Source organism: Acinetobacter oleivorans DR1 (assembly GCF_000196795.1).
GTDB lineage: Bacteria > Pseudomonadota > Gammaproteobacteria > Pseudomonadales > Moraxellaceae > Acinetobacter > Acinetobacter oleivorans.
Map to the genome: position 1 here is coordinate 3,777,744 of NC_014259.1, position 15,481 is coordinate 3,793,224.

Genomic DNA, 15,481 nt, shown 5'->3' on the forward strand with positions numbered 1-15,481 from the left:
ACTACATGTAATAACATCAGATTTTTACTGCTTTTTTAGTGTACAATAAATTTCATTTTGCGTTTTTATTCTTCAAGTTGCGCAATACAACTTGTTTCTCGCTTTATTTTCTAATTTGGTTGGGTTTTCAGAATAACAAAGTCTTGGAACTCTCTTTGAATTCCTATCTATTCTGAAATTAAAAATTCACCTTTAGGTTTCGGCCTAAATCACATATGGATACGAGTGTGCTACCGATAATTATCTTATTACCGTTAATATTAGGCACCACCCTTGTTTCATTGCTTCAACGGTTCTCGCGTGGAGTAACGGCTTTAGGGGCAATTGGAGTCAGTTTAACCAGTTTTGGTTTATTACTGACTCAAGCTAAAACTGTGCTTGGTGGTGCAAGCATTCAACAAAGCTGGGATTGGTTACCTCAATTAGGAATTAATCTAAGCTTCAGACTCGATGCTCTTGGTTTACTATTCTCTTTACTTATTACCGGTATCGGTACCCTCATTTACATATACGCCTATTACTATCTTGGCCCTAAAAATTCTTTAAGCAAACTCTATGCTTTACTCATGCTGTTTATGGCAGCAATGCTGGGTATTTCGCTCTCTAATAATCTTATTATTTTATTAGTCTTTTGGGAGCTCACCAGTATTTCATCTTTCTTATTAGTGGGTTACTGGAGTCATTATGAAGCTGCGCAACGCGGCTCTCGAATGGCGCTCACCATTACAGGGATGGGCGGTTTGGCGTTATTGGGTGGATTTGTTCTATTAGGGCAAATCACCGGAACCTATGAAATTAGTGACATCATGGGCATGAAAGACGCCATTCAAGCCCATGCTCTATTTATTCCAATGCTATTGCTTATTTTGCTTGGTGCATTTACGAAGAGTGCTCAGTTTCCATTTCATTTTTGGTTACCTAACGCAATGGCTGCACCAACACCGGTGTCTGCCTACCTACACTCTGCGACCATGGTAAAAGCGGGTATTTTTCTACTTGCCCGCTTACTACCAATTTTTGTAGGCGCTGCGATCTATCACAATATTGTGACATTTATCGGCCTGTTTACACTTTGTATGGCAGCATGTTTTGCCATTTTTAAAGAAGATTTAAAAGGGCTATTAGCCTATTCAACGATTAGTCATTTAGGGCTCATTGTTTGTTTACTTGGTATCGGTTCACCTTTAGCAGTTGCTGCTGCTATTTTTCATATTATTAACCATGCAACATTTAAAGCTGCACTCTTTATGATTGCAGGGATCATTGACCATGAAACAGGTACACGTGATCTTCGAAAACTCAGTGGTATTTGGCAATTACTCCCTTTCACTGCCACATTAACCATGATCACCGCTGCCTCTATGGCAGGTGTACCGCTCACCAATGGCTTTATTTCTAAAGAGATGTTCTTTACCGAGCTATTGGCGAATCTTTCAGGTTCAGCAGTTATCTTTGCCAGCATCATTGCAACGCTTGCTGGTATTTTTGCAGTGAGTTATTCAATTCGTTTAGTGCACGGCGTGTTTTTTGACGGTCCGATTGGTAAGCAAGTGCCAAATAAAGATGCACATGAGCCGCCAATGGGCATGCGCGCACCAGCCCTTCTTCTTGCTGTGCTATGTATCCTAGTCGGCGTTTTACCTTCTTTGTTGGTAGAACCACTGGTAAATAGCGTAACCAGAGCAAGCTTGATGCAACCAGAATTTGCAGGAACTCATCTTGCGATTTGGCATGGATTCAATGCTCCTCTTGTGATGAGTATTATTGCTTTAGTGGGCGGCTCACTGTTCTATTTTGCTTTGGCAAAAGATGGCATGATTCGTAAAATTGACCTTGACCCACGTCTTGGTCGATTACAAGGCCGCATTTTATTTGATTTATTTTTAAAACATCTGTTGCTCACAAGCCGAAAAATCAAACAAAAAACTGAAAATGGCTCATTGCAAAGTTACTTGTTCTTGATCATTGCTTTTAGCGTCATCATGGTCACTATGCCGCTACTTAATCAAGGGCTCACTACAGGCACACGTGAACTTACTCATGCTCCATGGATTGCCATCGTTCTCTGGCTAACCCTGTTCTCAGGTTGCTGGATGATGCTGTGGTTCCATCATGAGCGCATTAAAGCAGTCCTTATTAGTGGTGCAATTGGTCTAGTGGTAACGATGGTGTTTGTCACCATGTCAGCTCCAGATTTAGCACTGACTCAAATTACCGTGGATGTTGTAACCACTGTTCTTCTGTTAATGAGTTTATCTTTACTTCCACAGTTAACACCGTATGAATCTCTTCGCTCTAGACGCTTAAGAGATGCTGCTTTAGCGATTATTGGAGGCTTAGGAATAGGCTGGATTGCGTGGCTGATTTTAACTCGTGATCATAATTCGATTTCATGGTTCTTTGCGCAGCAGTCTTTGCCACTGGGTGGTGGCTCAAATATTGTAAATGTCATTTTAGTTGACTTCCGTGGTTTCGATACCTTTGGTGAAATTACAGTACTAGGCATTGCTGCTATTGGTTCACTTTGCCTCATGGATGGTATGCGTGTACATGGTACAACCATAACTCAAGGTCTCACCTACCGTTTTAATCCATCTCCACTCATGTTCCGTATTACAGCCTCTTGGGTATTGCCATTGGCGCTTGTCGTGAGTGTTTATATCTTTATGCGAGGCCATAACTATCCAGGTGGTGGCTTTATTGCAGGTCTAATCACCTCAATGGCGTTAATCATTCAATATATTGCGCTAGGTCAAGACCAGACAGAACAATTACTTAAAGCAAAATCAGGTCGTCTTTACGAAGTATGGATTGGTTCAGGTTTAACCATTGCTGGGCTTACTGGTGTAGCTGCATGGTTCTGGTTACGCCCATTCCTAACTAGCGCGCACGTCTATGTTGAATTACCAATTTTAGGAAAACTACATTTGGCTTCGGCTGCGAGTTTTGACTTAGGGGTTTATATTACCGTGGTTGGTGCAACAATGTTGCTCATCTCGGTATTGGGAGACTCTCGCCACTCAAGTATGTCTGGTCCTGTAGTACCACATCGGGAGGAATCATCATGATCAGTTTAGAATTCTTATTGGCTTCTGCGATTGGTTTACTTGTTGCCACAGGTATTTATCTGATTTTACGTGCTCGTACTTTCCCTGTCGTGCTTGGATTAGCTGTAATTGGCTATGCTGTAAACCTATTTTTATTTGCCATGGGCCGATTACAAATTAGCTCACCCGCAATTTTAACTGAGACAACAAAAATAACCGATCCACTTCCTCAAGCGCTGGTGTTAACAGCCATTGTGATCGGTTTTGCAACCACCGCTTTTATTGTACAACTGGCACTGCGTAGCCGTTATGAATCAGGTAGTGATCATGTTGATGCTAAAGAAGACATCTCTCCAACATACGACCCACGTGAGGATGAGCCGTAATGTTTGATTTTTTATCTTTCTGGCAAGAACATGCGCCGATTTTTAGCATTCTCATTCCGGCATTTACTGCTTTTATCTTATTACTGCTAGGCAACCCAGGAGCAGGTTCTTTAAAAGATGACTGGCGACAACCATGGCGTCGTGGCATTAGTCTTGTTTCTGCAATTGCTGGATTAGTTACCGCAATTGTATATTTAAGCTTTGCAAGCACAGGCCAAATTACCACTTACCAGCTGAGTGAATGGTCAGCACCGTTTGGTATTGTGCTCGTATTAGATCGTCTTTCTGCTTTTATGCTGGTACTGACCTATGCATTAGTCGTTCCAGTTTTATGGTATGCAAGCGACAATTGGGATACCCGTGGTCGCTATTTCCATGCCATGGTGCATTTCTTATTAATGGGTATCTGCGGAGCATTTTTAACAGGCGATTTATTTAACCTTTTCGTCTTTTTTGAAATCTTGTTGATGGCTTCGTATGTTTTGCTTTTACATGGCCAAGGCAAACCTCGTTTTCAGCTTGGCGTTCACTATGTCATTATCAATCTTCTAGCCTCTGCCCTATTCTTAATCGGCCTTGGAATGATTTATGGCAGTGTGGGCAGCCTCAACATGGCTGATGTTTCACGCCTTATTCCAACACTCGAAGCAGATCAACACAAATTAGCCGTAGCAGGCGCCCTACTTTTATTTGTAGTGTTTGGCATTAAAGCGGCGATGCTTCCTGTAGGTTTTTGGCTACCAAAAACTTATGCTGTTGCAAGTACACCTGTGGCTGCAATATTCACCATTATGACCAAGGTCGGGATCTATTCGATTTTGCGTGTAAATGGAACAGTATTTGACGATGCACTTAGTCAAGAAATCTTAAAAAGCTGGTTACTTCCGATTGGTTTGATTACCTCACTATACGGTGTGATTGCAGCAATTGGAGCAGATCGTTTACGTCGCTTTGTCGGCTTTATGGTACTTTCTTCAATTGGTACATTGCTCACAGCAATTGCCATGTCAAATACACAAGCATGGTCTGGTGCTTTATATTACTTAGTGCACAGCACACTGATTGGCGCGGCTTTTTATCTATTTTGTGGATGGATAACTTCACAACGTGGAGATTTTAAAGATCATTTAAAAGTTGCCCCAAGAATCAAACAAGAAAAAGCAGCGATGCTGACTTACTTCTTGATTGCCATGATGCTCGCGGGTTTACCACCTTTTAGTGGTTTTCTTGGAAAGGTATTTATTTTACAAGCGACAGTCGAAGCCAGCTACCAAGGTTGGATCATTGGTGTTGTGCTTGTTGTGAGCCTATTAAGTATTATTGCTCTAACGCGAGTTGGTTTTATCTTGTTCTGGCGAGCAACACCACCAGAGGAAGATCCAATTCATCCGGCTTATATTCTTTATCGAGCATTACCAGAACGAGCACCACCACGTAATGATCAAGTGATTTATGTGTTACTTGCCGGCTTAATCGCTTATGTCGTCTTTGCTGCACCTATTCAGCATTACACATTAAGTACTGCCCAGCAGATTCAAGACCATGCACTTTACCAACACACTATTCTTAAAGTAGATAAAAATGGTGAAACTATCAGCGTACAACCATTTGACCCTGCTTACCTACCAGAAACTAAATATGGTGGTGAGGTTGAAGATCATAATGCTTACCTCGTTCCAGATATTATTTCGAAAGATACCTTCAATGGTGAACATATTTCGGAATATAAACTTCGACAAATTCAGCAACAGGACAAACTACAAACGCCTACCATTGTTGATGAAAGTCAATTGAAACCTATGGAGCCATAAAAATGCAGTTATCTCATTTGCTTGAACGCTGGTTTCCACATCCATTTGTTTCCGTTCTTATCATTTTATTTTGGCTGATGCTGTCACATAGTCTTGATGCTAGTGACATTCTGACGGCAGTACTGTTGGGCTTAATTATTCCTCGTTTAGTCAAACCGTTTATTACCCGCACACCGCATATTCACTGGAAACCCGCTATTAAATTATGCTTTGTGGTGCTTTGGGATATTGTTATTTCTAACTTCCGAGTGGCAAAGCTCGTTTTAGGACCTACCAAAAATTTACATCCTAAATGGTATCGTGTGCCATTAGAAACGGAACATGAGCAGGTTAATACTTTACTGGCAATGATCATTACCACAACGCCGGGTACGGTTTCTGCAGGCATTGATCAGGAACGTGGAGATATTCTGGTTCATGCGTTGAGCACGGATAATACCGAATCTGATATTGAAGACATCAAACAACGTTATGAAATTCCACTTATGGAAATTTTTGATGTAAAAAGCAAAACGGAGGCAAGTGCATGACCATCCTACCCTATGCTCTAGGTATTAGCTCAATTGCCATTACCATCTCTATGCTACTTTGCCTCTTCAGATTGGTCATAGGCCCATCAATTGTAGATCGGCTTTTAGCACTCGATACTCTCTTCTTAAATGCAACTTGCCTCATTGTTGTTTTAGGCATTTATTGGATGACGACCTCTTTATTTGAAGGAGCCCTACTGGTTGCAATGCTAGGTTTCGTATCTACAGCAGCCTTAGCACGTTACTTCACAACTGGTCATGTAATTGATTAAGGAGAGATCAAAATGCAATTTACAATGGAAATTATTGTTTCGGTCTTTCTGGTTTTTGGCGCTTTCTTTATGTTGGTCGGCTCGATTGGCATGGTGCGCTTGCCTGACTTATTCATGCGCTTACATGCACCCACAAAATCGAGTACGTTAGGATTAGGCAGCTTTTTGATTGCGTCTATGATCTTTTTTGCTTTTCAAGGCCGCTTTGGTTTTGCCGAGCTACTGATCACACTTTTAGCTTTTATTACCGCACCGGTTTCAGCAAATTTAATTGCTCAAGCTGCACTACATTTACGTTTGCGCTCATTGAGTGGAGAAGTTCCTGAGTCAATTGAACGTCCCTTGCCGTGGGACCGTTATAAAATTGGTCAGCGTTTCTCGCAAAATAAGCCGCCTATGGACCCTCCTAAAGACTAGGAAAAAGTCCACCAATAAAAAAGCCACCCGAAGGTGGCTTTTTTATTTTTTATATTACTGTTCTTCGTCTGAATCGCGTTTCGGTAAATCATTTACCGCTTTTTCGATCAGACCAAACATATAGTTACCATAAGCATTCGTCTTGTCATAATGGAAACGCAATCTTGGCGTAATACGTGTCTTGATACGACGGCTCAATTCATGACGCAAGAAACCAGAAGCTTTATTTAATACATCTAAAGTTTCTTTATTTGCTGCTTCACTTTGCTCATCACCAAGCTCACGTCCCATTACGGTGACATAAACTTCAGCATAACCCATGTCTGCACTGACTTTCACCGCAGAGATGGTCACTAGACCACCTAAGCGAGGATCTTTAAGCTCTTGACGAATCAGCTCAGACAACTCGCGTTGAACTGAATCCGCCATGCGCTTTAAGCGTTGGCTACCCGCCATTAAAGACTCCGTTTAATCAATTGAACATCATAGACTTCAATTTTATCTTTCACTTTGATGTCTTTATAACCTTTCACCGCAAGACCACATTCCATACCGGCACGAACTTCTTCAACCACTTCTTTATAGCGACGAAGAGATTCAAGCTCACCTTGGAACACAACCACGTCATCACGTAATACGCGAATCGGTTTATTACGATGCAATACACCTTCAAGTACCATACAGCCTGCTGCTGCGCCAAACTTACTTGAGTGGAATACTTCACGTACTTCAGCAACACCCAAGATAGTTTCACGATGTTCAGGAGCAAGTTTACCGCTCATGGCATCTTTCACATCATCAATCAATTCATAGATGATGCTGTAGTAACGAATATCGATACCGTCTTGGTCACTTCTCTGACGAGCAGTCGTATCAGCACGAACGTTAAAGCCTAACAATACAGCTTCTGAAGATTCAGCAAGAATCACATCAGACTCAGTAATCGCACCAACACCCGAACTAATTACACGAACTTTTACTTCATCAGTAGATAATTCATGTAAAGCTGCATTCAATGCTTCTAAAGTACCACGTACGTCTGTTCTTAAAACAACGTTCACTGTAGGAACATCTTTTTTGCCCATTGACGACATGATATTTTCAAGACGCATTGCGCTTTGACGATCAATACGTTTTTGACGTTCACGGTCAGCACGAGCATCAGCAACTTCACGCGCTTTCTTCTCGTCATTTACAACAAGAACTTCATCACCTGCCATTGGAGCATCTGGAAGACCCAGAATTTCTACTGGAATAGATGGTCCTGCTGATTTAATCGGCTTACCGTTTTCATCAGACATTGCACGGACACGACCATATGATGAACCTGCAAGAACAAGGTCACCAATGTTTAATGTACCGTTTTGAACAAGAATAGAAGTTACTGCACCACGGCCTTTATCAACACGCGCTTCAATAACAACACCTTGTGCAGCACCCTCAGCAGATGCTTTTAATTCCATCAATTCTGACTGAATAAGAATTAAATCAAGGAGTTCATCAATACCTTGTCCACTGTGTGCAGAAACCTTAGCAATCGGAACATCACCACCCCATTCTTCTGGAACGATTTGTTTCGTTGTTAATTCATTTAACACACGGTCTGGATCAGCAGATTCTTTATCCATTTTGTTGATTGCAACAATAATTGGAGTACCTGCTGCACGCGCATGGTCAATTGCTTCTGCAGTTTGTGGCATTACACCGTCATCTGCCGCAACAACCAATACAACGATATCCGTTGCTTTAGCACCACGTGCACGCATTGAAGTAAATGCAGCATGTCCCGGTGTATCAAGGAATGTAATGATTCCTTTGTCTGTTTCAACGTGATATGCACCAATATGCTGGGTAATACCACCTGCTTCACCTGCCGCCACTTTCGAACGACGGATACGGTCAAGCAATGATGTTTTACCATGGTCAACGTGACCCATAATGGTAACAACTGGCGGACGAGTTGTTTGCTCACCACGAGCTTCTTCAGCCGCTTCAAGCAAGTTATCTTCCGCTTGAGTATCAGAAACTAAAACAGGGTTATGACCCATTTCTTCAACAACAAGTGCTGCTGTATCTTGGTCGATAGCTTGTTCCTGATTAACCAACTCACCCATTTTCATAAGTGTTTTGATAACTTCACGTACTTTAATCGCCATTTTTTGAGCAAGATCGGCAACAACAATGCTTGAACCGATTTCTACATCATAAACTTGCTTTTTAACTGGTTTTTCAAATCCGTGCTTATTAGCTTGGCTTGATTTTAAACCACGTTTGTTATGGTTAACAAAGCTTTGCTCTTCTTGACCACGACGACCACCTTTTTTACCCGCACGAGGGTTAGTGGTTGCACCACCGCGTTTAATTTCACGGTCTTCTTGCTTGAATGAATCTTCATAAGCTTGGCCTACTAGACCTGAAGCAAGTGGAGAATCATCAATCACACGAATTGTGGTAGTAGCTTCGTCACTTGAATACTTAGACGCCATTTTGCGCATTTGTTCAAGTGTACGTTGCTGAGCTTCTTCAGCCGCTTTACGACGCGCAGCTTCTTCAGTTGCTTTCAACTGAGCTGTTTGTGCTTCACGAGCTTTCTTTTGCTCTAATGTTTCTGCTGGTTTTGGTGCAGGTTTTACTGTACCACCACCACGTTTTTTCACTACTACAGCAGCTTTAGGAGCTGTCTGAGCAGCGCTATCTTGTTGATGAGCAGCACGCATCGCATCTAAAGTTGCTTTTGCTTTTTGCTCTGTTTGAAGACGCGCGTTTTGCTGTGCAGTGTCACGCGTTTGCTGTTCTACACGTGCTTTAGCTTCAGCTTCTGCACGTGCTTTAGCTTCAGCTGCAATTTGTTCAGGGTTTGGTTTAGCAAAAACCTGTTTTTTACGTACTTCTACGTTAATTGTTTTTGCTTTACCTGAAGTACTTGCAACTTTAGCGGTACTGGTTGTTTTACGTTTCAACGCAATTTTTCCTGTGTTACCACTTTCCTGACCATGCACTTTTTTCAAATGATTGACTAAAGTATCCTGTTGTTCAGTGGTAATAATGTCGTCTGCTGTACGTTGAGGCAAACCTGCTTCACGAGCCTGTTCTAGGAGCTTCTCAACAGGACGTTCTACACTGAGAGCTAACTCTTTAATCGACTTGTCCGTCATATTTCATCTCCTAGTTAAACCATGATTCGCGAGCTTTCATGATCAATTGACCTGCTTTTTCATGATCAAGTCCTTCAATATCAGAAATATCGTCAGTAGCTTGATCTGCCAAATCATCGACAGTAATAATACCGCGAGCGGCAAGCGAGTAAGCGATCTCAGAAGTCATGCCTTCCATAGTGAGAAGGTCTGCGCTCGGTTCTTGAATATTTTCTTGCTGTTTCAAAGCATCAGTAAGTGCTGCTTCTTTTGCACGACTTTGCAATAACTCAACCAATTCAGCATCAAGCTCAATTTCGTCAAAAGTTTCAGCTGGAACATAAGCAATCTCTTCTAAAGAGGTAAAGCCCATTTCCACCAATGCCATTGCTAAATCTTCTTCAATATCGAGACGTGATACAAACATATCAAGATATTGCTGAGCTTCATTTTGCTGACGAGCACGATACTCTTCTTCAAGCATCATGTCGAGTTTGTAGCCAGTTAAATCAGAAGCTAAGCGAACATTTTGGCCTTGTGAGCCAATCGCGCGAGCCAATTGATCGCTGGTTGCAAAAATAATATCGGCACTTCTTGCATCTTCATCAAGCACGATGCCTGAAACATCAGCTGGTTCTAATGCACTTGCAATGTACTGAGCTGGATCATCAGACCAGACCACTACATCAATACGTTCACCGTTTAACTCTTGTTGTACTGCTTGAATACGCGTACCACGCATACCAATACAAGCACCTACAGGGTCAATACGATGGTCATTTGTTTTCACTGCGATTTTAGCACGAACGCCTGGTTGACGTGCCGCTGCTTTAATTTCAATAATTTCTTCAGAAATCTCAGGAATTTCTTTTTTCATTAAAGCAATTAACATTTCAGGCTTAGCGCGTGATAACAACAACTGAGCGCCACGACCTTCACGGTTCACATTGTATAAAATAGCGTTCATACGTTGTTTCGGACGAAGAATTTCTTTAGGAATCATTTCTTCGCGCGCAAGATAAGCTTCAGCATTGTCGCCTAAATCGATAATAAAGCCGTCTTTGGTTTGTTTTTTCACTTCACCGTAAATTAACTCACCAACTTTAGACTCGTATGCATCAGCAACTAAAGCACGCTCAGCTTCACGAATTTTTTGTACGATAACTTGTTTTGCAATTTGTGCAGCGATACGACCAAACTCAATAGATTCTACTTCGAGTTCACGAACATCACCAATTGACCATTTAGATGGATCAAGGTCAGAAATCGCATCTTGGCAAGCTGGCATTTCATGATCTTCATCTGCCACAACAGTCCATTGACGGAATGTGCTGTAATCACCAGTTTTACGATCAATTTCTACACGAAGCTGAGCTTCTTCAGCATGCGTACCTTCGTAAAATCTTTTCTTCGTTGCAGCAACTAGAGCTTGTTCTAAAGCCTCGAAGATCGCTTCACGACTAACACCTTTTTCATTACTAACCGTTTCAACAACGGTAAGAATTTCGCGGCCCATAAGTCACCTACCGATTTCTTATAAAATTTAATAAATTTAATCTTGATAGATCAAGTTTGCTTTATCGATATTGTTGCTGTCGATCTCAAGCACGTGCTTCCCATCAACTTCAACCTGAATTTCTTCATTTTCAAGGTCTACTGCAATAAGCTTTGCTTGAAATTTACGACGGTTTTCTACTGCTGCAATCAAACGCAAAGCAATTTGTTGTCCGATGTAGCCTTGTAACTGTTCTAGTTGAAAAAATGGACGATCCCAACCTGGTGAAGAAACTTCTAATGAATACTCACCTGAAATTGGATCATGGACATCCAGCATTGCGCCAACTTGTTGTGTTACACGCACACAATCTTGTACACCAATACCACGGCCTAGTTCTACTTCACCATCTTCATTAAGTACTGGCTCAGCATCTTCTTCACTTACCGCTTTGTCGATATAAATACGCAATAATGAACGTTTACCTTGTGGGAGAAACTCGATTCCCCAAAGGTCGACACCACATGCTTGTACTGCAGGAACAATTAAGTCATGCAATGCTTGGGATTTATTTGATAATTTCATTTACTCTCGTCATTCTCGTGCGATTCAATCGGTTGTTTTAACCGACACAGACCTACTATAGTGAAGCATGACTATTTGACCAATTGATGTCGAAACTACACGATAGCGATACGATAACCAATAAAAAAGGGCGTTAATCGCCCCTATGTAGCACAGAAAACAATAGTCCACTGTGCAAAAAGGCCCACTTGTCTGTGAGCCTCTTTTAAGAAACTTGGTAGCGGGAGCTGGATTTGAACCAACGACCTTCGGGTTATGAGCCCGACGAGCTACCAGACTGCTCCATCCCGCATCAAACGTGCAAAAATTATATACAAATATCAAATAAAGTCAATGTAAACTTTCTAGATACTGTCTGATTAAGTTGCACCTTAATCAATTTGGTAGCGGGAGCTGGATTTGAACCAACGACCTTCGGGTTATGAGCCCGACGAGCTACCAGACTGCTCCATCCCGCATCAAAAAACTGCTTGCACTCAACTTTCTGGTTCAAAGTTGGTGCGGAAGGGGGGACTTGAACCCCCACGCCCGAAGGCACTACCACCTCAAGGTAGCGTGTCTACCAATTCCACCACCACCGCAGCTTGTGGGACGCATTCTAGTCCTTCCAATTATAAAAGGAAAGCCCTATTTCAAATTATTGACCCGTTTTTGGTGCATTTGGTGAAGTTTCAGGCGATGTTGTTTGAATTGGTGCTGTTGTTTGTACAGATTTCAAACTATATGCCTCAGTCGTCTGTTTTTTCGCAAAAACAGCCAAGGTTAAACTCGTCACAAAAAACAATGCCGTTAAAATAGCAGTAAGGCGAGTAAGGAAATTAGCTGAACCCGATGCGCCAAATACGGTTGCTGCTCCGCCGCCACCGAAAGAAGCACCAGCATCCGCACCTTTACCGTGTTGGACTAGAATCAAGCCAATCATCAGTACCGCTAAAATAATATGTACGATCAGTACAAAAGAGTGCATACCCTATCCTCGTTATTTACTTTGTGCAAAGGCATGTACGATTTGATAAAAAGATGCTGCATTTAACGAAGCACCTCCAACCAACGCGCCATTAATATCTGGACATGCTGCCAACTCGACTGCATTCTCAGCTTTTACACTACCGCCATATAAAATCGCAATGTCTGGACCCGCAGAAGTAATCTGACTTAAACCTTCACGGATTTTAGCATGCATTGCCTGTGCATCTTGTGGTGAAGCAGTTTTACCTGTACCAATTGCCCAGATTGGCTCATAAGCAATTACAATTTGCTTTTGCCATTGCTCTGCACTCACTACAGGAGCTATATCACAGATTTGTTGCAATACAACCTGCTCTGCCAAATCTTGTTCACGTTGTTCGAGACTTTCACCCACACAATAAATGACAGTTAAGCCTGCATTTAAAGAATTTTGGAGTTTTGCCTTCAAAATTTCAACGTTATCACCTAACAAATCACGGCGTTCAGAGTGACCCACCAATACAAAATTAATTTGGCTATCTTTTAATAATTCTGCACTGACTTCACCAGTATAGGCGCCTGTACCTGCTACACGCGATACATCTTGTGCAACTGTATATACTGTTTTTGCAGCATCTTGCAATTGTGTTTGTACCATTGCAAGTGCAATAGAAACCGGAGCAACTCCGACATGGCAGCTTTCATCTGCAATTTCGTTTTGTTGCAATAGTTGTTTAAATTCTTCTATAAGTTGTTTGGCATTGGCACGCATTGGGTTCATTTTCCAGTTGCCAACTACCCAAGGCGTAATCGTCGAACCCGACATACGGCTCACCTTTCATCAAAAATGCAGCACATTCTACACGCATTTCTACAAATTTCAGATACTTTTCTTTAACGGCTTTGCTCATATCTTTTCTACTATTTGAAAACAGTAATAAAACTTTATTAAGACTAAAGCTCCGCATTTTAAAAATTAATGAATAAAAACTTCGACTGGTTCAAGCTTTAATATACGGATCAAGACGAGAGCATCATTTTCTCAGGTAGTAATTTTAGATAACAAAAGTATAATTTTTTATATACCAATTATAAACATATGAGCACAGGTAGGCAGATGTCAGTCATACATACATCTCCAAAATTTTCGGGGTTTTTTCGACGATTAATCGAAGAAAAACATGTGTCGGCAGCGACCATGCAAGCAGCATTAGATGCAGCAAAAAGAGCTAAACAGGATACTGTTGCGTACCTGATTGAAGAGGTTAATCTCTCCCCTTCTTTATTAGCTGAGACAATTTCTATTGAATTTGCTGAACCATATTTTGATCTGGACGTTTACGATACCAGCCAGATTCCTAAAGATTTGGTCGATCAGAAACTGATTTTAAAACATCGGATCTTGCCTCTCGTACAAAGAGGACAGATTTTATATGTTGCAACCAGTAATCCCAGCAATATTGATGCTATTGATGCTATTCGCTTTAACAGCAAGCTTATGGTTGAGCCTGTTATTGTCGAGCACCATAAACTCGAAAAAATTCTGGTACAGCAATTTACTGAAGAAAGTAATTTCGAGTTTAGTGATGAAGAATTTGATCTAGATGTAGATCTTGATACCTCAGCTGCTCCAGAAGAGGATGAGGATACTCCACAAGGCGATGAAGCACCTATTGTTAAATATATTAACAAATTATTAATTGATGCGATTCGTATGGGGGCTTCTGATTTACATTTCGAACCTTATGAAAAATCGTATCGGGTCCGTTATCGGGTCGATGGCGTTTTGCGTCAAATTGCAAATCCGCCTTTGCAGCTGGCCAATCGTTTGGCTTCACGCTTAAAAGTGATGTCTCAAATGGACATTTCTGAAAAGCGTGTCCCTCAAGATGGTCGTATCAAGCTCAAGCTATCAAAATCTAAAGCAATTGATTTTCGTGTGAACTCTCTTCCGACCTTATTTGGTGAAAAGCTAGTTCTACGTATTCTCGATCCATCGAGTGCTATGCTGGGAATTGATGCTCTAGGATATGAAGAAGAGCAAAAAGCGCTCTTTATGGAAGCATTAGATAAGCCACAAGGTATGCTTTTAATCACTGGTCCGACAGGTTCTGGTAAGACTGTATCTTTATATACAGGCCTCAATATCTTAAATACTGAAAGTTCTAATATTTCTACTGCCGAAGATCCAGTCGAAATTAACCTTGAAGGCATTAATCAGGTTAACGTGAACCCTAAGGTAGGTCTGACTTTTTCAGCTGCACTTAAGTCATTTTTACGTCAGGACCCTGACATTATTATGGTCGGTGAGATTCGTGATTTAGAAACAGCTGAAATCGCGATTAAAGCGGCTCAGACAGGTCATATGGTGATGTCCACGCTACATACCAACAGTGCGCCTGAAACACTGACTCGTCTACGCAATATGGGAGTTCCATCTTTCAATATTGCGACATCGGTCAATCTGGTCATTGCTCAGCGTTTGGCACGTCGACTATGTTCTCAATGTAAAGTACCTACTGACATTCCTAAACAAAGCCTATTGGAAATGGGTTTTACCGAACAAGATCTGACACATCCCGATTTTCAAGTTTTTCAACCCGTCGGTTGTCCAGAATGTCGTGAGGGTTACAAAGGTCGAGTTGGTATTTATGAAGTAATGAAAGTCACACCTGAGATTTCCAAGATTATTATGGAAGATGGCAATGCTTTAGAAATCGCTGCCGCTTCTGAAAAACTGGGGTTTAATAATCTACGTCGCTCAGGTTTAAAGAAAGTTATGCAAGGTGTTACTTCTTTACAAGAAGTCAATCGCGTAACCAGTGAATAAAAGACAATTTAAAATAAGGATAATGT

The 15,481-nt window shown here is 41.5% G+C and carries 13 protein-coding genes and 3 tRNA genes; 7 read left to right on the forward strand and 9 right to left on the reverse strand.

All coding sequences use genetic code 11. The features are described 5' to 3' along the window. Positions 1–215: 215 nt before the first annotated feature. From AOLE_RS17740 to AOLE_RS17765, 6 genes are read left to right on the forward strand one after another with little or no spacing between them, the layout of a single operon-like run. Positions 216–3,068, forward strand: coding sequence for a monovalent cation/H+ antiporter subunit A (locus AOLE_RS17740; protein ID WP_013199074.1), 2,853 nt, complete (start codon positions 216–218; stop codon positions 3,066–3,068). Next, positions 3,065–3,433 carry a Na+/H+ antiporter subunit C gene (locus AOLE_RS17745; protein ID WP_003654595.1) on the forward strand — a complete coding sequence of 123 codons (369 nt, stop codon included), beginning with the start codon at positions 3,065–3,067 and terminating at the stop codon, positions 3,431–3,433. Before AOLE_RS17740 ends, AOLE_RS17745 begins: the two co-directional genes overlap by 4 nt. After that, entirely contained in the window at positions 3,433–5,244 is a 1,812-nt protein-coding gene (locus AOLE_RS17750; protein WP_013199075.1) for a monovalent cation/H+ antiporter subunit D, read from the forward strand. The genes AOLE_RS17745 and AOLE_RS17750 overlap by 1 nt, the downstream gene beginning before the upstream one ends. A 2-nt stretch (positions 5,245–5,246) precedes the next feature. Beyond that, positions 5,247–5,774 carry a Na+/H+ antiporter subunit E gene (locus AOLE_RS17755; RefSeq protein ID WP_005301847.1) on the forward strand — a complete coding sequence of 176 codons (528 nt, stop codon included), beginning with the start codon at positions 5,247–5,249 and terminating at the stop codon, positions 5,772–5,774. Next, the gene (locus AOLE_RS17760; RefSeq protein WP_004795001.1) at positions 5,771–6,046 is read left to right on the forward strand and encodes a monovalent cation/H+ antiporter subunit F; all 276 of its coding nucleotides are present in this window, start codon (positions 5,771–5,773) and stop codon (positions 6,044–6,046) included. The genes AOLE_RS17755 and AOLE_RS17760 overlap by 4 nt, the downstream gene beginning before the upstream one ends. Positions 6,047–6,058: 12 nt before the next feature. Beyond that, the gene (locus tag AOLE_RS17765; RefSeq protein ID WP_013199076.1) at positions 6,059–6,463 is read left to right on the forward strand and encodes a Na+/H+ antiporter subunit G; all 405 of its coding nucleotides are present in this window, start codon (positions 6,059–6,061) and stop codon (positions 6,461–6,463) included. Between the two features lie 54 nt (positions 6,464–6,517). Here the strand turns inward: AOLE_RS17765 and AOLE_RS17770 are convergent, their stop codons facing one another. From AOLE_RS17770 to tpiA, 9 genes are all read right to left on the reverse strand, one after another. Further along, positions 6,518–6,919 (reverse strand): ribosome-binding factor A, encoded by a 402-nt coding sequence (locus AOLE_RS17770; RefSeq protein WP_005301838.1) that lies wholly within the window; start codon positions 6,917–6,919, stop codon positions 6,518–6,520. Further along, positions 6,919–9,618, reverse strand: coding sequence for a translation initiation factor IF-2 (gene infB, locus AOLE_RS17775; protein WP_005301836.1), 2,700 nt, complete (start codon positions 9,616–9,618; stop codon positions 6,919–6,921). The genes AOLE_RS17770 and infB overlap by 1 nt, the downstream gene beginning before the upstream one ends. Before the next feature lie 10 nt (positions 9,619–9,628). Beyond that, on the reverse strand, positions 9,629–11,113 hold the full coding sequence (gene nusA, locus AOLE_RS17780; protein ID WP_003654584.1) for a transcription termination factor NusA: 1,485 nt from the start codon (positions 11,111–11,113) through the stop codon (positions 9,629–9,631). Positions 11,114–11,149: 36 nt separating this feature from the next. Beyond that, positions 11,150–11,677, reverse strand: coding sequence for a ribosome maturation factor RimP (gene rimP, locus AOLE_RS17785; RefSeq protein ID WP_004795010.1), 528 nt, complete (start codon positions 11,675–11,677; stop codon positions 11,150–11,152). A 215-nt stretch (positions 11,678–11,892) separates the two neighbouring features. Beyond that, a tRNA-Met gene (locus AOLE_RS17790) sits at positions 11,893–11,969 on the reverse strand. An 89-nt stretch (positions 11,970–12,058) separates the two neighbouring features. Then, positions 12,059–12,135: transfer RNA gene (locus AOLE_RS17795), tRNA-Met, on the reverse strand. Positions 12,136–12,173: 38 nt separating this feature from the next. Further along, positions 12,174–12,258, reverse strand: a tRNA-Leu gene (locus tag AOLE_RS17800). A 56-nt stretch (positions 12,259–12,314) separates the two neighbouring features. Beyond that, positions 12,315–12,644: a preprotein translocase subunit SecG gene (secG, locus tag AOLE_RS17805; protein WP_004795012.1), complete on the reverse strand. Its 330-nt coding sequence runs from the start codon at positions 12,642–12,644 to the stop codon at positions 12,315–12,317. Positions 12,645–12,656: 12 nt separating this feature from the next. Beyond that, positions 12,657–13,451 (reverse strand): triose-phosphate isomerase, encoded by a 795-nt coding sequence (gene tpiA, locus AOLE_RS17810; protein ID WP_013199077.1) that lies wholly within the window; start codon positions 13,449–13,451, stop codon positions 12,657–12,659. Positions 13,452–13,742: 291 nt separating this feature from the next. On the opposite strand from tpiA, the gene pilB reads away from it, so the two are divergent. After that, positions 13,743–15,455 (forward strand): type IV-A pilus assembly ATPase PilB, encoded by a 1,713-nt coding sequence (gene pilB / locus AOLE_RS17815; RefSeq protein ID WP_023274331.1) that lies wholly within the window; start codon positions 13,743–13,745, stop codon positions 15,453–15,455. The last annotated feature ends 26 nt before the right edge of the window (positions 15,456–15,481 follow it).